Source organism: Dactylosporangium sp. NPDC049140, from assembly GCF_040648435.1.
Genome location: NZ_JBEZDS010000063.1, coordinates 39,527 through 62,533, shown reverse-complemented (window position 1 = coordinate 62,533; position 23,007 = coordinate 39,527). Strand labels below are relative to the sequence as shown.

Annotated in this window: 18 protein-coding genes; 8 read left to right on the top strand and 10 right to left on the bottom strand. The window is 71.4% G+C overall.

Annotated elements, in window-relative coordinates; all coding sequences use genetic code 11:
• Window positions 1-159: 159 nt before the first annotated feature.
• Together AB0B76_RS51915 and AB0B76_RS51910 are read left to right on the top strand one after the other, a co-directional pair.
• Window positions 160-708: an SMI1/KNR4 family protein gene (locus AB0B76_RS51915; RefSeq protein WP_360391548.1), complete on the top strand. Its 549-nt coding sequence runs from the start codon at window positions 160-162 to the stop codon at window positions 706-708.
• Window positions 709-834: 126 nt separating this feature from the next.
• Window positions 835-1,326: a permease gene (locus AB0B76_RS51910; protein WP_360391545.1), complete on the top strand. Its 492-nt coding sequence runs from the start codon at window positions 835-837 to the stop codon at window positions 1,324-1,326.
• A 77-nt stretch (window positions 1,327-1,403) separates the two neighbouring features.
• Here AB0B76_RS51910 and AB0B76_RS51905 read toward each other — a convergent pair whose 3' ends face one another.
• The 3 genes from AB0B76_RS51905 to AB0B76_RS51895 form a co-directional block, all read right to left on the bottom strand.
• Window positions 1,404-2,597: an SGNH/GDSL hydrolase family protein gene (locus AB0B76_RS51905; RefSeq protein ID WP_360391554.1), complete on the bottom strand. Its 1,194-nt coding sequence runs from the start codon at window positions 2,595-2,597 to the stop codon at window positions 1,404-1,406.
• 85 nt (window positions 2,598-2,682) lie between these two features.
• Complete coding sequence (locus AB0B76_RS51900; protein WP_360391542.1) at window positions 2,683-3,528, bottom strand: hemerythrin domain-containing protein; 846 nt, start codon at window positions 3,526-3,528, stop codon at window positions 2,683-2,685.
• Window positions 3,529-3,564: 36 nt separating this feature from the next.
• Window positions 3,565-4,026, bottom strand: a complete 462-nt coding sequence (locus tag AB0B76_RS51895) for a carboxymuconolactone decarboxylase family protein (protein WP_360391539.1) — start codon at window positions 4,024-4,026, stop codon at window positions 3,565-3,567.
• Between the two features lie 111 nt (window positions 4,027-4,137).
• Between AB0B76_RS51895 and AB0B76_RS51890 the strand changes: the two genes are divergently transcribed.
• Complete coding sequence (locus AB0B76_RS51890; protein WP_360391536.1) at window positions 4,138-5,043, top strand: LysR family transcriptional regulator; 906 nt, start codon at window positions 4,138-4,140, stop codon at window positions 5,041-5,043.
• A 314-nt stretch (window positions 5,044-5,357) separates the two neighbouring features.
• On the opposite strand, the gene AB0B76_RS51885 is transcribed toward AB0B76_RS51890, so the two are convergent.
• The 6 genes from AB0B76_RS51885 to AB0B76_RS51860 are packed head-to-tail and all read right to left on the bottom strand — an operon-like array spanning window position 5,358 to window position 12,837.
• Complete coding sequence (locus tag AB0B76_RS51885) at window positions 5,358-7,037, bottom strand: right-handed parallel beta-helix repeat-containing protein (RefSeq protein WP_360391533.1); 1,680 nt, start codon at window positions 7,035-7,037, stop codon at window positions 5,358-5,360.
• The gene (locus tag AB0B76_RS51880) at window positions 7,034-8,137 is read right to left on the bottom strand and encodes a mandelate racemase/muconate lactonizing enzyme family protein (RefSeq protein ID WP_360391531.1); all 1,104 of its coding nucleotides are present in this window, start codon (window positions 8,135-8,137) and stop codon (window positions 7,034-7,036) included. Before AB0B76_RS51880 ends, AB0B76_RS51885 begins: the two co-directional genes overlap by 4 nt.
• The gene (locus AB0B76_RS51875) at window positions 8,134-9,798 is read right to left on the bottom strand and encodes an ABC transporter substrate-binding protein (RefSeq protein ID WP_360391529.1); all 1,665 of its coding nucleotides are present in this window, start codon (window positions 9,796-9,798) and stop codon (window positions 8,134-8,136) included. Before AB0B76_RS51875 ends, AB0B76_RS51880 begins: the two co-directional genes overlap by 4 nt.
• 34 nt (window positions 9,799-9,832) lie before the next feature.
• Window positions 9,833-10,720 (bottom strand): carbohydrate ABC transporter permease, encoded by an 888-nt coding sequence (locus AB0B76_RS51870; protein ID WP_360391526.1) that lies wholly within the window; start codon window positions 10,718-10,720, stop codon window positions 9,833-9,835.
• Window positions 10,717-11,655 carry an ABC transporter permease subunit gene (locus AB0B76_RS51865; RefSeq protein ID WP_360391524.1) on the bottom strand — a complete coding sequence of 313 codons (939 nt, stop codon included), beginning with the start codon at window positions 11,653-11,655 and terminating at the stop codon, window positions 10,717-10,719. Before AB0B76_RS51865 ends, AB0B76_RS51870 begins: the two co-directional genes overlap by 4 nt.
• 15 nt (window positions 11,656-11,670) lie before the next feature.
• Window positions 11,671-12,837 (bottom strand): ROK family transcriptional regulator, encoded by a 1,167-nt coding sequence (locus tag AB0B76_RS51860; protein WP_360391523.1) that lies wholly within the window; start codon window positions 12,835-12,837, stop codon window positions 11,671-11,673.
• 125 nt (window positions 12,838-12,962) lie between these two features.
• On the opposite strand from AB0B76_RS51860, the gene AB0B76_RS51855 reads away from it, so the two are divergent.
• From AB0B76_RS51855 to AB0B76_RS51840, 4 genes are read left to right on the top strand one after another with little or no spacing between them, the layout of a single operon-like run.
• On the top strand, window positions 12,963-15,047 hold the full coding sequence (locus AB0B76_RS51855) for an alpha-galactosidase (RefSeq protein ID WP_360391521.1): 2,085 nt from the start codon (window positions 12,963-12,965) through the stop codon (window positions 15,045-15,047).
• 10 nt (window positions 15,048-15,057) lie between these two features.
• On the top strand, window positions 15,058-16,023 hold the full coding sequence (locus AB0B76_RS51850; protein ID WP_360391519.1) for an acetylxylan esterase: 966 nt from the start codon (window positions 15,058-15,060) through the stop codon (window positions 16,021-16,023).
• On the top strand, window positions 16,020-18,404 hold the full coding sequence (locus AB0B76_RS51845; protein ID WP_360391516.1) for a glycoside hydrolase N-terminal domain-containing protein: 2,385 nt from the start codon (window positions 16,020-16,022) through the stop codon (window positions 18,402-18,404). The genes AB0B76_RS51850 and AB0B76_RS51845 overlap by 4 nt, the downstream gene beginning before the upstream one ends.
• On the top strand, window positions 18,401-19,690 hold the full coding sequence (locus AB0B76_RS51840) for a transposase (RefSeq protein WP_360391513.1): 1,290 nt from the start codon (window positions 18,401-18,403) through the stop codon (window positions 19,688-19,690). The genes AB0B76_RS51845 and AB0B76_RS51840 overlap by 4 nt, the downstream gene beginning before the upstream one ends.
• Here the strand turns inward: AB0B76_RS51840 and AB0B76_RS51835 are convergent.
• Window positions 19,687-20,049 carry a DeoR family transcriptional regulator gene (locus AB0B76_RS51835; protein ID WP_360391510.1) on the bottom strand — a complete coding sequence of 121 codons (363 nt, stop codon included), beginning with the start codon at window positions 20,047-20,049 and terminating at the stop codon, window positions 19,687-19,689. The genes AB0B76_RS51840 and AB0B76_RS51835 overlap by 4 nt on opposite strands.
• Window positions 20,050-20,191: 142 nt before the next feature.
• On the opposite strand from AB0B76_RS51835, the gene AB0B76_RS51830 reads away from it, so the two are divergent.
• Window positions 20,192-22,624 (top strand): X2-like carbohydrate binding domain-containing protein, encoded by a 2,433-nt coding sequence (locus tag AB0B76_RS51830; protein ID WP_360391508.1) that lies wholly within the window; start codon window positions 20,192-20,194, stop codon window positions 22,622-22,624.
• The last annotated feature ends 383 nt before the right edge of the window (window positions 22,625-23,007 follow it).

Sequence of the window (23,007 nt, the reverse complement as noted above, 5' to 3'; positions counted from 1 at the left end):
TGGGCAGCCGCGATACGAGCGACCCCACCGGTCACCTCGACCAAGCCTGGCCGGGCTGCGGTCGTAGGTCTAGTCAATACGTAGCCGCGATCCGCGCTCGTAGCCTGGAGTTACGAGCAGTGAGACGATGCGTGGACGAAGAACGTGAGGTGGGCATCGGTGCTGACCGAGCGCTGGCTGGGCGAGTGGGCGACGCAATTGCAGGCCGCGGTCGAGCGGGCGCTTCGCGATGTTGCGTTGGGCTTTCCGTTCGAGGCGGACGATCACCGAGTGGGGCCGCCGGCGTCCGGGGCCGAGCTTGATCTGCTGCGACAGCGCTTACCGTGGACGCCGGATGAGCTCGTCGCACTACACCGGCATGTCGGGCCGGTGACGCTGCCCGACATCGGCAACGGCTACTTCCTCCACGCGCCAGATGGCGTGCTTGCCGTGCTCGATCAGCAGGATCGGGCGGACCGAATCGGCGAGCCGTTCGCCGAACACATGGATGTCGTTGTCTTCGGCAGCAACGGCGGTGGTGACCTGTATGCCATAGCGGTGACCGATGGCCGGGTCTTCCGGCTCCAGGATGCCAGCTACATCGGCGGCGTCTACGGCGGCACCAACCACGGCATCACTGTCGTCGCCGCGGACCTTCGCGATTTCCTCGAACGGTTCCTCAACGCTGTGAACGCCTTCGCCATGAACGGCGACATCGCCGATCTCTGAGCGATACGGCGATCTGGCGGGCATTCGGCATGCGGCGTAGCGCGCTCGATCACGTTTCCGCTCAAGCACTTCGGCCTGGCCGCCACGGTCAAGGCCGCCGCGCCCAGGACGCCGCTGTGGGCGCTCATGCTCGGTACGCAACTGCTCGACGTCGTGTTCGTGGTGCTGCTGCTCGCCGGTGGCGTCGAGAGCCTGACCTCGGTCACCGGCGGCACCTACGGCGAGGCCCTGATCCACGCATACTGGACCCACTCGCTGATCGGCGCGGCCGTCCTGTCGCTCGGGTACGGCGCGTTCGGCGCGTGGCGCTGGGGACGCAGCGCCGGGCTCGTCCTCGGGTCGGTGGCGTTCAGCCACTGGCTGCTGGATCTCCTCGTACACCGAGCCGACCTGCCGATCCTTCCCGGCAACGCCGGCGACCTGCCGCTGCTGGGTCTCGGCCTGTGGCGCACCCCGTGGGCGAGCGCGGCCGTCGAACTGGCGCTGGTGCTGGTCGGCGCGGTCGCCTACGCCAGGTCGATCCGGGCCCGCGCGCCGCTCACCCGCCGCAGCGCCATAGCCGCCGCGACGATGGCCGTCGCGCTCGCCGCCGAGCTGGCGGTGGACATCCTGACCTGAGCCGCTCCTGGCGGGCCAGACACAGGCGTATGGCCCGCCAGGAGCGGGCCATACGCGGACGGTGACGGCTCGGTGCGTTACAGCGACCGCGGGTCGATGGCGTCGGCCATCGCCTGGTAGCCGGCGGGGTTCGGGTGGAGGTGGTCTCCGCTGTCGTAGTCCGGCCGGAAGCGGTCGGGATCGGCCGGGTCGGCGACGGCGCGCTCGAAGTCGACGACGGCGTCGAAGTCGCAGCCGGTGCGGATCCACGCGTTGACGTCGTCGCGGGTCTGCTCGGCCTCGCCGGACAGGTTCGCGGGCAGCAGGGTACCGCCGACGACCCTGACGTGCCGGTCGTGGGCGGCGCGGATGAGTTGCCGGTATCCGGCGATCAGGTCGGCGGCGCTGACCTTGACCGCCGGTGTGGTGCACGGTGTGGGGTCCTGCATGCCGAGGAGGATGTCGTTGATGCCTTCGAGCACGATGACGGTCTTCACGTGGGACTGGTCGAGCACGTCCCAGCGGATGCGGGTGACGCCCCGCTCGCCGAGGCAGGCCGAGTCGTTGAGCAGGCGGTTGCCGGCGATGCCGAGGTTGAGCACCGCTCGCCGGCCGCCGAGGTGGCGTGCGAGGGCGTCCGGGTAGCGATCGTCGGCGTCGAGGGTGGCGGCGTATCCGTCGGTGATGGAGTCACCGAAGGTGGCCACTGCGGCGCTGCCGCCGCGGATGTCCACGCCGGAGAGGTAGAACCAGGAGCTGTTGGTTTCGGTGTACGCGCTCGCGTCGGTGTCGCGGGTGTGGTCGCCGGTGGCCCGGTAGGCGGTCGCCTGGGCAAGGTTGTGGTAGGTGGCGGGGCCGGTGACCTCGTGGAAGTACAGCGTCACCGTGAGCCGTTCGCCGGCCTCGACCGGCAGCGGGACCGGGTCGCTGGCGGTATGCCCGCCGGCGGGAATACTCACCGTGGTGGCGAGCGCGAAGGTCAGCGGCCGCACCGTGTGCGCCTGCAAGCCGGCGCCGGTGCCGGCCTTGGCCACGGTCGCGCCGGTCAGCCGCAGCGGGCCGCTGCCGTAGGCGTTCGACAGCCGGATCCGAAGTTGCGGGCCGCCGGCGGTGACGCGCACGACCTGGCGTACCGATTGGTCGGCGAAGCCGTGCTCGGCCCAGGTGGGGTACCAGACGTCGGGCGAGGGCTGCTGGACCGCTGTGGCCCAGGCCGCGCTCCACCCGCCGGGCTCGGCGTGAGCGGCCGCCGGCACCGGCGCCAGGGCGGCGAGCAGCGCGGCGACGGTCATGACGTTCACGGGTGCGTCTCCTATGCGGTACATGGAAAGCGAGGCCCGGCAGCGGTGGCGCTGCCGGGCGGTCGTGGGGCGGCGGTCAGCGTTCGTCGACGATCTCGCCGTTCTGGACCGATGCGTCGTGGGTCAGCGCGAGGGTCGCGCCGACCAGCGGGAACCCGGCGGCGCCGGCGAGCGCGGCAGCCATCTGCTCAGCCGACTGCCACCGCCACGCGTCGGTGTAGGTGCCGTCCTCGTGCCGGGTCAGCCGGGCCTCGAGCAGGCCCGGGTTGTTGGCGCGGATCCCGGCGATCAGGTTGGCCCGCTGGGCCAGCAGCTGCTCCAGGTTGGCGGGGTCGACGCGGTAGGTGTGGGTGCGCACAGTGCTCACGATGCTGCTCTCCTTGGTTGTTGTTGTTGCCGTGTGGTCGGGCCGCCGTCGTTGGTGGCACGCACGTCGTGGCGGTTCGGGCCGCCGCGGCCGGATCCGTGGCGCGTCCGCGCCGGCCAGGGCGGCGTGGGTGTACCCGAACCGCTGCCACTGCCCGGCCGTCACCGTCGCCTGGATCAGGGGCAGGGCCCGCCGCTCCTCGTGGTCGAGGTGCCCGCACACGCCGACGACGAGCGCGTCGACGAGGTCGCCGAGGCGGACCGCGGCCAGGTCGGCGACCGCGGCGTCGATGGTCGTGATGAGCTGGTCGATGCCGGCGTGTTCGGCCTCCATCGCCTCCAGCAGCACCAGGTCGCCCGGCCGGCCGGCGAGGGCGCGGCGCATCGGCGGCCACAGCGCCCGATCCTCGGCGGTGTGGTGGATCCGCAGGGCCCGTTTGAACAGCTGCCACCCGGCGGCGGCCGGTAGGATCCGTCCGGGATCGTCACCGACGCGGACGGTGATCCTCGCCAGGTGCGCGGCCTGTCGACGCAGCGCGTGATGCATCGCGTACATCGCCGACACGTCCAGCCTGCCGCCGGAGGGCACCGGTCAGGTCCAGCTCGCGCCGGCCGGCTCCTTGATGGTGGCGTTGATCCGGTTGAAGAGGTTGGTGACCGCGACCATCAGGATGATGGCCGAGATCTGCCGTTCGTCGAAGTTGTCGGCCGCGGCGTCCCAGATGTCGTCCGGGACCGCGTCGCCGGACCGGTCGGCGAGCCGGGTGGTGGCCTCCGTGAGGGCGAGGGCGGCCCGCTCGGCGTCGGTGAAGAACGGCGTCTCCCGCCACGCGGCCAGGGTCGCCAGCCGATCGTCGGTCTCGCCGGCCTTCCGGGCCCCTTGGACGCCGGCGTACACGCACGCGCTACACCCGTTGATCTGGCTGGCCCGCAGGTGGACCAGTTCCAACAGCTGCTGCGGTACACCACCTTGGTGCATCGCCTTGTACAGGTTCTGGATGCCTTTCATCGCATCCGGTAGCACCATCGCCGGGTTCTTCATCCTGGCTTGCACGAGTGCGTCTCCTTCGGGTGGACGGGTGTCCGTCGCGTCAAGCCTCGGACAGCGCCACGGTCTGGATCAACGCCGAACGTGCGTATGATCCGATAACCCAGCAGTTATCTCGTGGACGGACGTGGTGTGGAGCTGCGCGACATCGAGATCTTCCTGGTGCTCGCGGGGGAACTGCACTTCGGCCGGACCGCGCAGCGGCTGCACGTCACGCAGGCCCGGGTCAGCCAGGCGATCAAGCAGCAGGAGCGCCGCATCGGCGGGCTGCTGTTCGACCGCTCCACCCGCCGCACCGTGCGGCTGACCCCGCTCGGCGAACAGCTCCGCGACGACCTCCGGCCCGTCTACCAGGCGCTTCGGGAGAGTATGGCGCGGGCCACGCAGACCGCACGCGGCACGGCCGGCAGGCTGACCCTGGGCACCATGGGCCCGCAGGCGTGGATGATCCGCGGGGTCATCGAGCTGTTCGAGGCGCGGTTCCCGAGCTCCGAGGTCACGCACCGCGACATCAACCCGGTCAACCCGCTCGCCCAGCTCTTCTCCGGTGACGTGGACATCGCCCACGTCTGGCTCCCGGTCCGCGAGCCCGATCTCACCGTCGGCCCGATCACCCACACCGCCGGGCAGGTGCTCGTGGTCGCCGCCACCCATCCCTACGCCGAGCGCGACTCGATCAGCCGGGAGGACTTCGCCGACCTGACCGTCGTCGCACACCGATCACCGATCCCCGCCTACATGGAGGAGGTGTTCCAGCCCTTCCACACCCCGTCCGGCCGGCCGGTCCGGCGGGGAACGGTAATCACCAACTGGGACGACCACCTCAAGGCCGTCAGCGCCGGACAGGCCGTCATGGCCACCACGGCCGAGGCCGCCCGCTTCTACCCATGGCCCAACCTGCTGTACCTGCCGATCCGCGACGCACCTCCCGTCGAGTGGGCGCTCGTGTGGCGCACCCCCGACGAGAGCCCCCTCATCCGAGCCTTCGCCCAGGTCGCCCGCGAACTCCACGATGCCCGCTGACCTGGCGCCCACCGGGCCACGCCCGACCGGCCACGCCTGCCCCGCAACCGACCGACGACCCGTCATAAGCCCGGCGTTATCGCACCCATACGGGCTTCGGCGTTGATCCCCGTCCGGGCAGCGGCGAGGGTTGTACCCACGCCGGCCCGGCGCGTCACCTTCACGCGCTCCGGCCCGTCGCAATGGCGAACACTCCAACTCGGTTACCTCAGCCCCGACGAATACATCACCGCCGCCCCGCCGAATCATCCGCATCGCCGTCACCGCCACCGACGCCGCCCTTGACAACGTGATCGACCGGCTCGCCGATCTCGTCAGGTGAGGTCGGAGCAGGTCCGCAGTACGACATCGGGGCCCTGCGCGCCGCGCCGCGCGACGGCGTTGTCGCGGAAGTGGATGCCGCGCGTGCATTTCGCGTCGAGGGCGGGCGAACCGTTGAGCACGAACCGGTTGTCCGTCACGACGACGCCGCTATGGACCGGATGCTCGCCGTCGCACCGGGTGTTGCGCGGGTCGAGGAGGATCGCCGGGCCGCCCGGTTCGATGAACTCGTTGCCGCGGATCGTCAGGTCGTGCACCGGCCCGGACTCCCACCATTCGTCGGCATCGCCGGAGACGTAGATGGCGGCCATGCCGGTGCGCTCGAAGCGGTTGCCCTCGATGAGCACGGCGCGCCGGGTGGTCACGAGCACCCCGCGCGTGGGGATGTTGCGAAACGTGTTGCCGGCGATCAGCACGCTCGGCGTCCGGGTGACGTTCTCCACCGCGGTCCACCCGGCCAGGTCGCCCGGAAGGTCCGCGTCGACGGTCACGACCATGGTGCGCAGCGGCCGGTCGTGGGCGCGGCCGCTCGGCTGGCGCACGGCGCTGACCGTGGCGGAGCCGACCGGCTGCAGCGTGGCGCGGTCCACGAGCTCGATCCGGTCGGCGGGCGAGAATTGCGCGAAGCCGGCCGTCTCGGCGTGTGGGTACTCCAGCTCGATCGTGCGGGGGTCCGGCTGCCCGGTGACCCGCAGGTAGCTGCCGTGGACGTTTATCGCGTCGTCGTGCGGCCCGTCGAAGCGGCAGTCGCGCACGACCGCGCGGCCCGAGCAGCCGCAGAACTGCACGAAGTCGGCGAAGCCGGCGCTGTGCCGGCCGCTGCCCGGCGGGGGCTGGAACTGGCAGCCCTCGAGGGTGACGTCCCGGCTCGTCTGGGCGACCACGCCGAATCCGTGCAGGAAGCGAAACCGCAGCCGCAACAGCGTCACGCCGGAGCTGTCGAGCACGATGCCGCCTGGGTGGTCGCGGGTCGTGGGCCGCATCGAGTAGACGAGTCCCAGGTCGGCCGGCTCATCGTCGTGCTCGTAGTCGATGCGCAGGTCGCGCTCGCCCACCGACCGGATCGACCGGACACGCTCGAAGAGGGGATTCGGGCCGCGCCAGGTCCGCTGCCGGGCCGGATCGTGGATCTGGGTGTACTCCAGCGCATCGCGCCCGGACCAGGCGAGCGCGCCCGAGCGGAGCGTCTCCCCGTGCCAGCGGATCGAGGTACCGTCGATGCGGAACAGCGTGGCTGGTGGGATGCGGATCACCCGGTGGGCGGGGCCCGCGCCGACCACGGTGGCGTCGACGACCGTCGGCACGGCGGCGTCGAACTCGAGCCCCTCGATGCGCACCCGCCGCGAGTCGATGACGGCGAAGGCCGTCTGCAGCCCGTGCAGGACGAGGCGGGCGCCCTCCCCCGCGATGACGAGGTCGTCCGTGTCCTCGACGAGCAGCGCGATCGTCTTGACGCGGTGCCGCGGGTCGTCTCCCACCGTGTTGGAGACGTAGAGCTCGCGGCGCTGCGCGTCGTCCGGCCACAGATGGTAGTCACCCGGCGGGAAGCGCAGCACCACCGGGCCCGCCTCGGCCGCCGCCGCGCGCAGCGCGGCCCGGACCGCGGGCGTGGCGTCGGCGTGGTGCTGGCCGGGGTGCGCGCCGAAGTCGGTGACGTCGAGCAGAGCCGTCACGCGACGCGCCGGTCGTCGATCGCGTCCCGGTCCCAGTCGATGCCGAGCCCGGCGACGCCCGGCGCGAGCGCATGGCCGTCGACGACGGTGACCTCGGACCGGGTCACCGCCCGCAGCTGCGGGATGTGCTCGACGTAGCGGCCGTTGGGCACGGCGGCGCACAGGCTCACGTGCAGCTCCATGAGGAAGTGCGGGCACACCGCGACGTTGCACGCCTCGGCGAGGTGGGCGACCTTCAGCCAGGGGGTGATCCCGCCGATCCGGGCGACGTCGACCTGGACGATCCCCGCCGCCTGGCGGCGCACGTACTCGGCGAACTGCCCGATCGAGTACATCGACTCGCCGACCGCGATCGGGATGCTGGTCGAGCGGGCGAGCAGCTCGTGCCCGGCGACGTCGTCGGCGGGCAGCGGCTCCTCGAACCACGCGGGCCCGTACGGTTCCAGCAGCCGCGCCCGGCGGATCGCCTCCGCCGCGGTGAGCGACTGGTTGGCGTCGACCATCACGTCGAGCCGGTCGCCGACGGCGGCGCGGACCGCGGCGATCCGCTCGGCGTCCTCGGCCGGGTCGGGCTTGCCGACCTTCAGCTTCACGCCCCGCCAGCCGGCCGCCCGGGCCGCCGTGGCCCCGGCGACCAGCTCGTCGGTGCTCAGGTGCAGCCAGCCGCCGTCGGTGTCGTAGAGCGGAACGCGGTCCCTGGTCCCGCCGGCCAGCACCCACAGGGGCAGGCCGGCGGCCCGGGCGCGCAGGTCCCACAGCGCGGTGTCGACGGCGGCCAGGGCCAGCGACGTGATCGCGCCGACGGCGGTGGCCCGGGTGCCGGCGTAGAGCTCCCGCCAGACCGCCTCCACCCGGGCCGCGTCCTGGCCGATCAGGCGGGGCACCAGGTGGTCGCGCAGGAGCGCGAGCACGGCGGTGCCGCCGCTGCCGATGGTGTACGAGTAGCCGGTGCCCAGCCGCCCGTCGCCGGTGCGGACCTCGACGAAGACCGTCTCCTGCTTGACGAACGCCTGCACCGCGTCGGTGCGGACGGTCTCGACGGCGATGTCGATCAGGTACGCCTCGGCGTGCGTCACGGTGTCGGCCGGGCTCCGGGTCACTTCTGGGCCTTGTACCGGTCGTAGTCCTTCTGGTTCAGCTCGAGGTACCGCTTCAGGCCGACGCCGTCGAGGCCCTTGACGTAGGCGTCCCAGTCGGTGTCGATGTTCTTCGACCCGGTGATGAAGGCCAGCTCCCCCTGGGAGACGTAGTTGTCCAGGTTGGTCTTCAGCGTCGCGATCTCGGCGCTGACGGCCGGGTCGGTCCAGACCGAGACGGTCGGGAAGAACTGCGCCTTGTCGTCGTGTCCCTCGTAGAGCTTGGTCGCCTGGAACAGCCGCCGCTCGTAGCCGGCCTCGGCGTAGATGTCCATCGGCACGACGGCGGCGTTGCGGTAGGCCAGCGTCAGGTTGTACTGCGCCATCGAGTCCCACGAGAGGTTCTTGGGTGCCTCCGAGCCCGGCGTGCGCTTGTACTGCGGCTGCACGCTGTTGTCGAGCGCGACGTCCCCGGTGCCGGGCTTGGTCCAGCCCACGCCCTCCGGGCCCATCACCGCGGTGTCGGTGCCCTCGGTCGTGTAGATGTAGTCGAGCATCTTGATCGCCGCGACCTGTGCCTCCTTGCTGGCCTTGTTGGTCAGCAGGAAGGTGAAGGTGCTGGAGCTTGGGTAGTTCAGCCCGCTGTAGTTCTTCCCGCCCGGCCCGGTCAGCGGCGGCGCGGCGTCGTACTGCTTGTCGCGGCCGTCCTTGGAGCCGAGGGTCACAAAGATGGCCGGGTGCAGCAGCGGCGCCGAGCCGATCATGACGGCGTCCTTGTTGTTGCCGATCGCCTGCAGCGCCTCGGCGTTCTGGGTGAACGCGGCCTGGTCGATGAGACCTTCCGCGAAGAGGGAGCGGATGTACTTCAGTCCCTCCCGCCAGTCCGCCGTGTTCACCGGCGTGGTCACCTTGTCGCCGTTGAGCGTGAGCAGCCCCAGTCCGCCGTTGTTGGCGCCGGCCGGCGGGTAGGCGAACGCGCCCATCAGGTAGTCGATCAGGTGGCCGTCCTGCACGTCGGCGGTCATCGGGATCTCGTCGGCCTTGCCGTTGCCGTTGGGGTCCTGCGTCTTGAACGCCCGCAGGACCGTGCGCAGTTCCTCGGTGGTCTTCGGCACGGGCAGGTTGAGCTTCTTCAGCCAGGCGCTGTTGATCCACAGCTTGTTCGGGTAGCTGCAGTGGAAGCAGTCCGACCACTGCGGCAGCGCGTAGATGTGCCCGTCGGGCGCCGTCGACATCGCCTTGAGCGTCTGGTTGGTGTCCAGCGCCTTCTGGATGTTCGGCGCGTTCTCCTTGATCAGGGTCTCCAGCGGCACGGCGACGCCCTGCTTGCCGAGCTTGAGCACGTCGGCCTGGGAGAAGCCGTCCACCCACGGGATCAGCATGAACAGGTCCGGATAGTCGCCGCTGGCCAGCGCGATCTGGCGCTTCTCCTTGGCCGGCCCGGCGTCGAACGTCGTCGTCTGCCAGCGGAACTGGATCTTGAACTTGTCGCTCATCACCTTCGTGACGGGGTTGGTGTCGAGGTTCAGGTCCGCGTTGGCGGGCGCGAACGTGTCGATGACGATCTTGCCGTCGGCGCCGTACTCGGCCTTGGCGGCGTCGTTCTTGGCGTCGGACGTGCAGCCCGCGGCGAGCAGCGCCGAGGCGATCGTGACTGTGGCAAGCGTTTTCCTGAGGGGGTGCATGCGGGAGTTCCCTTCAAACGTGAGGGTTGTTTTGCTAGCCCTTGACGGCGCCGACCATCACGCCCTTGGTGAAGTGGCGGGCGATGAACGGGTAGATGAGCAGCACGGGCAGGCTCGACACGACGATGAGGGCGTACTTGAGCACGTTGGCGAGCTGCTGCTGTTCGAGCAGCTGCGCCGCGTCCGTCGCGCCGACGCCGCGCTGGTTGAGGATGAGCAGGTTGCGGAGCACGATCTGCAGCGGATAGAGATCGGGGTCCTTGAGGTAGATCAGCGCGTCGAAGTAGGTGTTCCACTGGAAGATCGCGTACATCAGCGCGAGCACCGCCAGCAGTGGCTTGGACAGCGGCAGCACGACCGACCACAGGTACCGCAGCTCGCTCGCCCCGTCGATCATCGCCGCCTCGTGGAGGTCGTCCGGAATCGAGTTCGCGAAGAAGGTGCGGGCGATGATGACCTGCCAGACGCCGATCGCGTTGGGCAGCAGCAGCGCCCAGCGGGTGTTGAGCAGGCCGAGGTCGTGGACGACCAGGTACGTCGGGATCAGACCGCCCGAGAACAGCATCGTGAAGATGAGGCCGGTCATCAGCACGTTGCGCCCGAAGAACGTCCGGCGCGACAACGGGTAGGCGGTGGCCACGGTCAGCGTGACGCTGATCAGCGTGCCGGCGGTGGCGTAGATCAGCGAGTTGGCGTAGCCGCGCAGCAGCTGCGGGTTGGTCAGGGCCTCCCGGTAGGCCCGCAGCGAGAACTCGACCGGCCAGAAGGACACCCGGCCCGCGGAGACGGCACTGGCGCTGCTGAACGAGCTGGCGAGGATATAGATCATCGGCAGCAGGACCAGCGCCAGCAGTACCGCCAGCATGATCGTGACGACGACCAGGAACACGCGGTCCCGGAACGGCTCGCGAATCGTCTTCATCCCCACAACCCCTTGCCGGTGATCCGCTTGGCGGCGACGTTCACAAACAGCAGCAGGCAGAGGTTGACCATCGAGTTGAACAGCCCGACGGCGGTGGCCATGCTGAAGTCCGCGTTGAGCAGGCCGGTCTTGTAGACGTACGTCGGGATGATCTCCGACTGCTCCAGGTTCAGCGAGTTCTGCAGCAGGTAAGCCTTCTCGAACCCGATCGCCATCGTGTTGCCGACACCGAGCACCAGGACGACCACCGCGGTGGGCATGATGCCCGGCAGGTCGACGTTCCAGATCCGTTGCAGGCGGCCGGCACCGTCGATCTTGGCCGCCTCGTGCAGCGCCGGATCGATGCCGGCCAGCGCGGCCATGTAGATGACGGCCGAGTAGCCCGCCGTCTGCCACACGTCGGACCAGACGTAGATGTGCCGGAAGTACGCCGGGTCGCCGAGGAAGTCGATCGGCGCGATCCCGAACAGCCCGAGCCCGTCGTTCACGACGCCGATCCGCGGCGACAGCACGAGGATCGTCATCGAGACCACCACAACGGTCGAGATGAAGTAGGGGGCGTAGGTGGCCATCTGCACCGTGCGCTTGAACCAGCCGTCGCCGACCTCGTTGAGCCCGATCGCCAGCAGGATCGGGATCGGGAAGCTCGCCAGCACCAGGTAGAACGCCAGAACGAAGGTGTTCTTCAGCAGCGTGCCGAAGACCGGGTTGCTGAAGAAGAGCTCGAAGTTCTTGAACCCGACCCAGTCGCTGCCCCACGGGCCCTGGATGACGTTGTAGTCCTTGAACGCGATCACGGCGTTGCTGATCGGGATGTACTTGAAGATGATGAAGTACGCCAGCGGCACGGTCATCAGCAGGTACAGCTGCCAGTGCCGCCGCCAGGACCGCTGCGCCTCGGCCCAGCGGCTGCGCCTGCGAAGCGGCGAGCTCATGGTCACCCCTCCCGCTCAGGCGACGACGAGGGACTGGATGCTCACCGCGGCCGCGCCGCGGGCCCATTCCTCGAAGGGCAGCGGACGGATGGACAGTGGACAGTTGACGGCGGCGCCGAACGCCTGGCGCTCGAAGCCGGCGCGGATGTGTGCCTCGAACAGGTCGTAGGCGGCCAGCCCCTCGCCCGACACGACGATGTGGGCGGGACCGACGAGGTTCGCAACGGCCGCGATCCCGGAGCCGATCGCGCTGCCGGCGCGGGCGAAGACCGCGCCGACCCGCTCGTCGCCGGCGCGGGCCAGGGCCACCGCGTCGTCGATGGTGAGCTCGGGAAGGCCGGTAGACTCCCGGGCCTGCCGGACGATGGCCTCCGTGCCGGCGATGGCCTCGACGCAGCCGCGGCCGCCGCAGTGACAGTCGGGGCCGCCGGCGTCGACGGCGATGTGGCCGACCTCGCCGGCCACCCCGAACGAGCCGGAGACCAGCCGGCCGTGCACGACAAGGCCGCAGCCGATGCCGGTGCCGACGGTGACCAGGGCGAAGGACTCGGCCCCGACGCCCTCGCCGAACCAGTGCTCGGCGGCGGTCAGCGCCTTGACGTCGTTCTCTACCGTGACGGCGAGGCCGGTGAGGCGGGCCGCCTGCTCGCCCAGCGGCACGTTGTACCAGTGCAGGAACGGCGAGTAGCGGACCTGGCCGGTGGTGCGGTCCACGTCGCCGGAGATGGCCAGGCCCATCCGGCGGGTGCGCGAGCGGTAGTCGCCGTGTTCGTCGAGCAGCCCGTCGACGAGCCGGCCGACGTCGGCCAGGACCCCCTCGACGCTCGGGTCGCTCAGCGGCAGGTGGGCCGCGGCCCGCACGTCCGCGCGGAGGTCGCAGACCACGCCGATGAGCTCGTCCGCGGTGATCTTCACGCCGACGAAGAACTCGCGGTCCGCCTGGACCGCGAGGGGGCTGGCCGGGCGTCCGGCGCCCTCCCCCGTCCGCTCGGTCGCGGGCAGCTCGTACAGGTAGCCCATGTCGATGAGCGGGCGCGCGGCCTTGGTGACGGCGGCGGAGGACAGCCCGAGCCGGCGCGCCAGGGTGACCCGGCTCAGCGGACCCTCGGTCAGCACTGCCGTGAATACCGCGGTTGCGGCCGGGGCCGCCGCCAGCGAGGTGGTACCGGTCTCGGGAAACATAGGCGAAACGTAGAAGCAATAATTAACTTCGTCAAGTATTGATTTCGCCCGGCACGCCGACCTACGCTCGGCGGCACTCAGCGGCCCCGGGGCCGCGCGCGCCGAACCGAGGACCTGATGCTCCCGTGCTGTTCGACCCCGCTCACCGCCTGTGGCTGCTGCGCGGCCCGACCACGTCGTACGCCGTCCGGCTCGCCGAGGACGACAGCGTGCGCCACGTCCACTGGGGTGCCCCACTGACACTAGCCCAGGCCACCCAGGTGGCCGAGCGCGCCGCACCGGCGGCGAGCAGCTTCGAGGCGGTGGCCGGGGTCGACGAGCTGGCGGTGGAGGGCGGCGCCCGGTTCGGCCCGCCCAGCCTGCTCGTGCGCTTCGCCGACGGCACCCGGGCCGTCGAATGGCGCTACGCGGGCCACGACGCCGACGGCGAGCAGCTGCGCATCCACCTGCGCGACCGGCACTATCCGCTGCGGGTGACCCTGCACTACCGGATGCCCGCCGGCACCGACGTGATCGAGCGGTGGACGACTGTCGAGAACCCCGACGACGGGGCCGCGATCACGATCCTGCGCTGCGACTCGGCCGCCTGGGCGGTTCCGCATCGCCCGGCGTACCGGATGAGCCACCTCACCGGCGGCTGGAACAGCGAGTTCCAGCTCCGGCGCACCGAGGTGCCCGTCGCCGAGACCGTCCTGACCAGCCGGCGCGGCATCACCAGCCACCACGCCAACCCGTGGCTGGCCGTCGACGACGGCACCGCCGGGGAGGAGCACGGCGAGGTCTGGAGCACCGCGCTGGCCTGGAGCGGCAGCTGGCGGATCACCTTGCACCGCGACCCGTTCGGCCGCACCACGTGGACGGGCGGCTTCGGCCACGAGGGGCTCAGCTGGTCACTCGCGCCCGGCGAGACGCTGCAGACCCCCGTGTTCGCCGGCCTCTATACGGCGGGCGGGTTCGGCTCGGCCAGCCGCGCCTGGCACGGCTACGTCCGTGGGCACGTGCTGCCCCATCCCGGCGAGACCCGGCCCGTGCTCTACAACTCGTGGGAGGCGACCGGCTTCAACGTCGACGAGGCCGGCCAGCTGGCCCTCGCGGCCCGTGCCGCCGCCCTCGGCGTCGAGCTCTTCGTGACCGACGACGGCTGGTTCGGCGACCGCAACAGCGAACGGGCCGGCCTCGGGGACTGGGTGCCCAACCGGGTCCGCTTCCCCGCCGGGCTGGGCCCGCTCGCCGCGCAGGTGCGCCGGCTCGGCATGCGCTTCGGGCTGTGGGTCGAGCCGGAGATGGTCAACCCCGACAGCGACCTCTACCGGGCGCACCCGGACTGGGTGCTGCACATGGCCAACCGCGACCGCACCGAGATGCGTCACCAGCTCGTGCTCAACCTGGCCCGCCCGGACGCGGCCGAGTGGGCCCACGCGTGGCTCGACCGGCTGGTGCGCGAGCACCAGATCGACTTCCTCAAGTGGGACGCCAACCGCCCGTTCACCGAGGCCGGATGGCCCGGCCACGCCGACCCCGACCGGCTGTGGATCGGGCACACCCGCGCCGTCTACCGGATCATGGACCGACTGCGGGCCGACCACCCGGGGTTGCGCATCGAGGCGTGCGCCGGCGGTGGCGGCCGGGCGGACCTGGGCATCCTGGCCCGCACCGACCAGGTGTGGGCCTCGGACAACACCGACCCGGTCGACCGCATCGGCATCCAGCACGGGTTCAGCCAGCTCTACCCGGCCCAGGTCATGGGCGCGTGGGTCACCGACAGCCCAAACCCGGCCACCGCGCGGCGCACCCCGCTGCGGTTCCGCTTCCACGTCGCCATGGCCGGCGCCCTGGGCATCGGCGGCGACCTCACCGCCTGGACCGCGGACGAGCTGAAGGAGGCCGCCGAGCTGGTCGCCGCGTACAAGGAGGCCCGAACGGTGATCCAGCACGGCACGCCCTTCCGGCTGCGCGGCGACGGCACGCTCACCGCGGTCGAGTACCGCCACGAGAACGAGCACGTCGTCCTCGCCTGGTGCCCCAGCCGCCGGTTCGGCCACCAGCCCGCACCCCTGCATCTGGCCGCCGTCCAGGCCGACGCCGTCTACCGCAACCGGGACACCGGAGCCACCCATCCCGGCGCCCTGCTGCTGTACTCCGGGCTCCCCCTCGACCTGCCCCCGGGCGATCACGCCAGCGCCCTCGTACGCCTGCAACGACTGAGTTAGGAAGAACACCGTGGCCCACTTCGACCTGCCCCTCGAGCAGCTGCGCGCGTACCGCCCGCACCGCGCCGAGCCGGACGACTTCGACGCGTTCTGGCACGCGACGCTGTCCGCCGCGGCCAAGCACGACCTGGCGCCGCAGTTCACGCCCTACGACGCCCTGTTGCCCGGGGTACACGTGCACGATGTCCGGTTCGCCGGCCACGACGGACAGCGGGTGGCGGGCTGGTTCCTCACGCCCGCGACCTTCTCCGGGCCGCTGCCCTGCGTCGTGCAGTTCATCGGCTACGGCGGCGGCCGGGGCCGGCCGCACGAGTGGCTGCTGTGGCCCGCGGCCGGCTACGCGGTCCTCGTCGTGGACTCCCGCGGTCAGGGCGACGGGGACACCCCGGACCTGCCGGGCGGCGACACCCCCCACCACATCGGCCTGCTCACCCGCGGCGTGCTGAGCCCCGAGCAGTACTACTACCGCAGGCTGTTCACCGACGCGGTCCGGGCGGTGGACGCGGCTGCCACCCGCCCGGACGTGGACACCGACCAGATCATCGTCGCCGGCGCCAGCCAGGGCGGCGGCATCGCCCAGGCCGTCGCCGGCCTGCACCCCCGGGTCCGGGCCGCCCTCATCGACGTGCCGTTCCTCACCCACTTCCGGCGCGCCACCGAGATCACCGACGCCTACCCCTACCGGGAACTGGCCGACTTCTGCGCGACGAACCGGGACCGGACCGAGCAGGTCTTCGACACGCTGGCGTACTTCGACGGCGTACACCTCGCCGCCCGGGCCACCGCGCCGGCGCTGTACTCGGTGGCGCTGATGGACGCGGTCTGCCCGCCGTCCACCGTCTTCGCCGCGTACAACCACTACGCCGGCCCGAAGGACATCACGATCTGGCCCTACAACGGGCACGAGGGCGGCGCCACGTTCCAGGCGCCGATCCAGCTGCGCTGGCTGCGCGACCTACTGGCAGGTGGGGCATGACCGGCGACCTCGTACTGGCCTGGCCGCGGCCGGCGGCGAGCTGGTTCGAGGCGATCCCCGTCGGCAACGGCCGCCTCGGGGCCATGGTCTTCGGCGGCGTGCAGCGCAGCCGGTTCCAGGTCAACGACTCGACAGTCTGGTCCGGGACGCCGGCCGGCCCCGCGATCGGGCTGGCCGAGGTCCTCGCGGCGGGCGCAGGTCCGCGGCGGCTCGCCGAGGTGCGCCAGGCCATCCGCGAGGAGGACCACCGCCGGGCCGAGGCGCTGCTCATGTCGTTCGAGGGCCGCTACAGCCAGGAGTACCTGCCGTTCGTGGACCTGTGGATGTCGCTGGCCGCCGGGCCGGACGCGACCTACCGGGGCCGGACGCTGAACCTCGACACCGGCGTCGTCGCCGAGACGATCGACCTCGGCGACGGGCGCACCGTCGAACGGCGCACCTGGGCGAGCCGGCCGGCGCAGGCGCTGTGCGTCTCGGTCACGGTCGACGGCGGTACCGCGGACCTGAGCCTCGAGCTGTCCTCGCCCCTGCGCGTCGTGTACCGCGCAACGACCCCCGCGGGCATCGTCGTGGGCGTCAAGGTGCCCGTCGACGGCGCGCCGCGGCACGAGGAGAGCGTCAAGGATCCGCTGCGGTACGCCGAGCCCGGCACCGGCGGCTACGACCCGTTCGCCGCGGCCGCCGTCCGCATCGACACCGACGGCACCGTGGACGTGACCGGCGGCACCTGGTCCGTGCGCGGCATGACGCGCGCCCTCGTGACCCTGTCGAGCGCCACCGCCGCGGGCGACTTCTGGACGAACTCGCCACCCGCCGGCCGCAGACAGCACCTCGACGACGCGACGCGGCGGGCCGCGGCGGCCCTCCGGACCCACGATTGCGACCTGCGTGACCTGCTCGGCGGCACGCGCCTCACGGTCGGGCCTCGCCGCGGCGGTACGCTCGACGTCGCCCGGGACGTCCTGGGCGGCACCGACGACGCCCTCGTCGCGACGGTCATGTTCCAGCTGGGCCGCTACCTGCTCGCGTCGGCGTCCCGCCCGGGCGGCGGCCCGCCGGCCAACCTGCAGGGCCTGTGGAACGCCGAGCTTCGCCCCGCCTGGTCGTCGAACTACACGCTCAACATCAACACGGAGATGAACTACTGGGGCGCCGAGCCCGCCGGCCTGAGCGAATGCCACCAGCCCCTGTTCGAGCTCATCGACCGTCTCGCGGTAACCGGGCGCGAGGTGAGCCGGCACCTTTACGGCGCCCGGGGCTGGGTGGCCCACCACAACACCGACATGTGGGGCTGGGCCCTGCCCGTCGGGATGGGGCACGGCAACCCCTCCTGGGCGATCTGGATGATGGGTGGCGTCTGGCTGACCCAGCACCTCTGGGACCACTTCGACTTCACCCAGGACACCGGCTTCCTGCGCGAGCGGGCCTGGCCGCTGATGCGCGGCTGCGCGGAGTTCTGCCTGGACTGGCTGGTCGACGACGGAGCCGGCCGGCTGGACACCATCCCCTCCACGTCGCCGGAGAACGCCTTCATCTCCCGCCAAGGCACTGCCGAGTCCCTGTCGTACTCCACCACGATGGACATCGCGCTCATCCATGCCCTGTTCACGCGCTGCCTCGACGCGGCCGAACGCCTGGGACAGGCCGACGACCCGGTCTGCCGGGAGATCCGCGACGCGCTGCCACGGCTGCGCCCACCGGCGATCACCGCCGACGGCCGGCTGCAGGAATGGGTCCACGACCATCCGGAGCAGGACCCCGTCCACCGGCACATGTCCCAGATGGTGACGGTCTACCCCCTCGCCCAGATCGACCCGGAGCTCACACCGGACCTCGCCGCGGCCGCCGCACGGCTGCTCGACTCCCGCGGGCCCGGCGCGATGGGATGGTCGTGGGCCTGGAAGATCGCGCTGCGGGCCCGGCTCGGCGACGCCCGGACGGCCAGGGAGCTCCTCCTGGAGGCGACCCGCCCGTTCGACGGCGACTCGTCGACCGACGCGCCGGTCGACGGCTCGCGCTGGGGCGGCCTGCTGCCCAACCTCCTCAGCACCCACCCGCCGTTCCAGATCGACGGCAACTACGGGCTCATGGCCGCGATCCTGGAGCTGGTCGTGCAGAGCCACGGCGGCGTGATCCGCCTGCTCCCGGCCCTCCCGGCGCAGTGGCCCGACGGCTCGGCCCGGGGCGTGCGGTGCCGCGGCGGGTGGAGCGTCGACCTCGCGTGGCAGGGGGGCCGGCTCGCCTCGCTGACGGTCCGCGGCGGCCACCCGACCGGCACCCGGACGGCCGTGATCCGCCACGGCGGGCGAACCGTCGAGCTGGCCGTCCACGCGGGCGAGGAGGTCCACCTCGGAGCGGAGCTGGCCGAGCTAGTGCTGTGACCGCGAACGTTGGCCGGGTTGCGTTGTGCCGGGAGTTGGCGGTGTCCGGTCCGGGCACGTTCGGCGACCTCGACTCCGCTGGTGCCCGGTCGGTGCTGCGCCGCTTCTCGGATGCGTGGTTCGCCGCGGCGAAGCGCCGCCGTGCGGGTGATGACACGGCCCGGTTTCCGCGGCGTCGGCGTGCGTTGGTGCCGGTGCGCTGGTATCACGGCACGTTCACCCTGGACGGGCGGCACCTGCGGCTGCCGACCGCCGCCGGTCGCCGGCCGTTGCGGGTGCGCCTGGACCGGGCGGTGCCCTATCCGGCCGGGCAGGTCCGGTCGGTGACGTTGCTGGCGGAGGGTGGCCGGTTGTGGCTGGAGGTCACCGCTGAGATCCCGGTCACCGCCTACCCTGACGACGCCGCACCCGACCCGGGCCGGGTTGCCGGGGTGGACCTGGGCGTGATCCACCCCTACGCGGTGGCCGGGCCGGACGGGCACGGGTTGCTGGTGTCCGGTCGGGCGTTCCGCGCCGAGCACCGCATGCACCTGGCCGACACCAAAGCCCGCCGCCGGGCCTGCGCAGGCCACGCCCCGGCACCTGGCCAGCGGGGGTCGCGGCGGTGGCGCAAACAGCGGCGCCGGGCTCGGCTGGTCGAGGCCCGGCACCGCCGCCGAGTCCGGCAGGCGCAGCACGAAGCCGCGAAGACGGTCATCGCGTGGGCGGTGCAGCAGCGGGTCGGGACGTTGACCGTCGGTGACCCGCGCGGAGTCCTCACCCTCGACGGCGGGCGGCGGCACAACCTGCGGCTGCGGCAGTGGCAGATCGGCCGGGCGATTGCGGTCCTGCGGGACAAGGCCGACCTCGCCGGGATCACCCTGCACCTCGTCGACGAGCGCGGCACCTCCTCCACCTGCCCCGCCTGCCGGCAACGTGTCCGCAAACCCGCCGGCCGGACCATGATCTGCCACCACTGCAACATCTCCGGGCACCGTGACCTGCTCGCGGCCGCCACCATCGCCACCCGCACCCCGACCGGGGCGGGCGGCGGCACCAACACCACCACGGCGGCCGCGGTGCTGCCGTGCGTGCTCACGCACCGTCGAGCGGGACGGCACCTGCCCGGTGCCGGACCGTCCCGGCGTGACCCACGCCGACCACGTCGCGCGCACGGGTCCCTCGGCCGGCTGAGGCCCGCCCCACCACCACACACAGCGGTAGTAGGAAGTCGCTCGACCGCACCCGCGGGCGAGGAACCACAAACAACGCCACAACCCGGCGAACGTTTGCGGTCACAGCACTAGGGCGATCCGCGACGAAGGCTTGACCGGTTACAAGCCGCGAGCGCCTGCCGGAGAATCGCCTGGACCGAGTCGAGGTCCCCGTAGCTGAGCTGGCGGGACAGTCCCGCGAGGTGCGCGCGGACCTCGACCAGTGCATCGCGCGGCGCGACCGGCCGGGTCGCGCCGCCCCGGATGCGCTGCAGGGCGCCGGCGCCGGCCAGGAGGCCCAGGTCGCGGTTGACCGTGGAGTTCGACGCGCCGGTGGCGTCGCGGATCTCGCGGGTGGTCACGTACTCCTGTTCGGCGAGCAGCCCCAGGATCTGCCGGTGGCGGCTCGCGGCCAGGACCGGTTCGTCAGGGTCGAACAGCGCGGCGGGCATCGTCGTCCTCGCTTGGCGTTGCGGCAGTACCGGCCTGAGCCGCCGGGTGCCTGCTGATGCTGATGGTGCCGCCGAGCGTAGGTCCGCCGGTTCACGGAAATCAATACTTGACGAAGTTAATTATTGCTTCTACGTTCCCGCTATGTTTCCGGACGCCGTGAGGTCACCGTTACGAACCCGTTCCGCGGCCGCCGTCCTGGCCGCCGCGCTGCTCGCGCTGACCGGCGCGAGCGCCCGCCCGGCGCAGGCCGCGCCGCCATCTGATCCGACGAGCCAGGCGCCGGCGACCGCCGACCCGTGGGCCACCCGGCCGTACATGGGCTGGAGCAGCTACAGCATGCAGGTGTACTCCGGGAACTCGAAGTGGATCACCGGCGACCAGCTCGTCCGGCAGTCCGACGCGATGCACGCCAAGCTGCAGCGGTACGGCTACGACTACATCAACGTCGATGCCGGTTGGAACGACGGGGTCGACGCCAACGGCCGGCCGAAGCCCAGCGCCACGCTCTACCCACAGGGTCTGCAGAAGGTCATCGACCACGTCCACGCGAACGGCCAGAAGTTCGGGCTGTACATGATCCCCGGCATCTCACCGGACGTCTACAACGCGAACCTGCCGATCGCCGGCGCGTCCGGCTGCACGACGCACGACATCGTCGCGCAGCCGCCGCGCCCCTCCGACTACTGGCACATCGGCTACAAGATTGACTTCTCGAACCCGTGCTCGCAGCGGTACATCGACTCGATCGTCGAGCTCTTCGGCCAGTGGGGCGTCAACTTCGTCAAGTTCGACAGCGTCACCCCCGGCTCCGGGGTGAGCGACCTGTCGCTCGACGCCCGCGACGACGTCGCCGCCTGGTCCTCGGCGCTCAAGGCCCGCAAGATCTGGTTCGAGCTGTCGTGGGCGGTCGACCCGAAGTACGCCGACTACTGGCGGTCCAAGGCCAACGGCTGGCGGGTCGAGTGGGACGTCGAGTGCTACTGCGCCAACGACGCGCTCACGAAGTGGGAGAACATCGCCCGGCTCTTCCCCGACGTGGCAGCCTGGTGGCGCAACGGCGGCAACGGCGGGTGGAACGACCTCGACTCGCTCGACGTCGGCAACGGCACCATGGACGGCCTGACCCGCGACGAGCGGCAGACCGCGACAACGCTGTGGGCGATCTCCGCCGCGCCGATGTACATCGGCAACGACCTGACGAACCTCGACTCCTACGGGCTGAGCCTGCTCACCAACCCGGAGGTGATCGGCGTCGACCAGGCCGGGACCCCGGCGCGGCCGGTCTCGACGGCGACGCAGCAGCAGGTCTGGTACGCGCTCAACGCCGACGGCAGCTACACCGTCGCGCTGTTCAACCTCGGCCGCACCGAGAAGGACGTCACGGCGAACTGGACGGACCTGGGCCTCACCGGCGCCGCCACCGTGCGCGACCTGTGGGCGCACCAGGACCTCGGCCGCTTCACCGGCCGGTTCACCGCCGCAGGGGTACCGATCCACGGCGTACGGCTGCTCAGGGTGACCCCGCAGCCCGGCGCCACCGTCGCCGTCAACGACGACGCCCTGCGGGTCGGCTACAGCGGCGAATGGACCCGCGACGGCGTCGCCGCCACCGCGCAGCCGCTCACCCTGACCGTGACCGACACCGGCACCCCCGCCCCGCCGTCGACGACCGGCCCGGTCCGCACGATCACCCACGACGACACCGACCCGGGCATCGCCTACGTGGGATCGTGGTCGCAGAGCACCGGCCGCGGGCTCGGCGACTACAGCGACGGCGTGCACTACACCGAGCGCGACGGCGACTCGTTCCTGTACACCTTCCAGGGCACCGGCGTCTCCTATCTCACCGAGCTGGACACCTCGCAGGGCAACGTCGACATCTACATCGACAACCAGCTCATGAAGACCGTGAACACCGGCCGCGACCCGGGCCAGCCCCGCCTCGCCCAGCAGACCGTGTACACCGTGAACGACCTGCCCAACGGCAGCCACACGCTCAAGGCCGTCAAGAAGTCCGGCGCCTTCATGCTGCTCGACCGGATCGACGTGCTCCAGCCGAGCCTCATCGACCCGCCGACGGCGTCGTTCGACACGAAGGCCCCGGCGGACGTGCAGGTGCGGCTCCTGCGCAGCGGCAGCGAGCTCACCGGCGTCTCGCGCGGCGGCACCGCCCTCAGGCAGGGCACCGACTACACCCTGTCGGGTTCGACCGTGACCCTGCGCTCGGCGTACCTCGCCGGGCTCCCGCTCGGCGCGGCGCAGCTGGACTTCGCGTTCCGCGGCGACTACCTCGACGACGTGCACGCCACCACGCACAACGGCGACGCCGTCTCGTACACCTTCCGGGGCACCGGCGTCGACTGGATCACCGCCACCGCCCCCGAACAGGGCCTCGTCGACATCTACATCGACGGCAAGCTCGCCAAGCGCGTGGACACCCACGGCGATGCACGGGCAACACAGCAGCAGGTGTACAGCGTCGCCGGTCTCGGCAACGGGCAGCACACCTTCCGGGCCGTGAAGGCGTCGGGCGATGTGATGCGCACCGACGTCATCCGCTATACGACCCGATGATCCGCAGGAGGGCCGGACGCCACCGCGGCGTCCGGCCGTCCACCGCACCTTCGGCGACGTACGACCGACCTTCGAAGTGCTCGAGTTGATCGCGAGCGCTGATCGTGAGACGGCGACGCTCCTGTCCGGGCAATGCTGGTCGGCGCGCAGCTGCCGGTACGCGTCGCCGGCGGCCGCTTCGCGCAGGGCCATCAGCACCGCGTGCGCAGCGTACTCGGCGGCCGCGGGCGAGGCCTCGATGTGCCGACCGAGACGGCGCAGGAATCGGGGCGGCCCCGGCGCTGCTGGAGACGCTGCGCCCCGACAAGCTGCTACCGGCCACCGACGACGTGCCCGAACGGTTCGAGCTGGGCATCGTCGGTGGACTCGGCGACACGATTGAT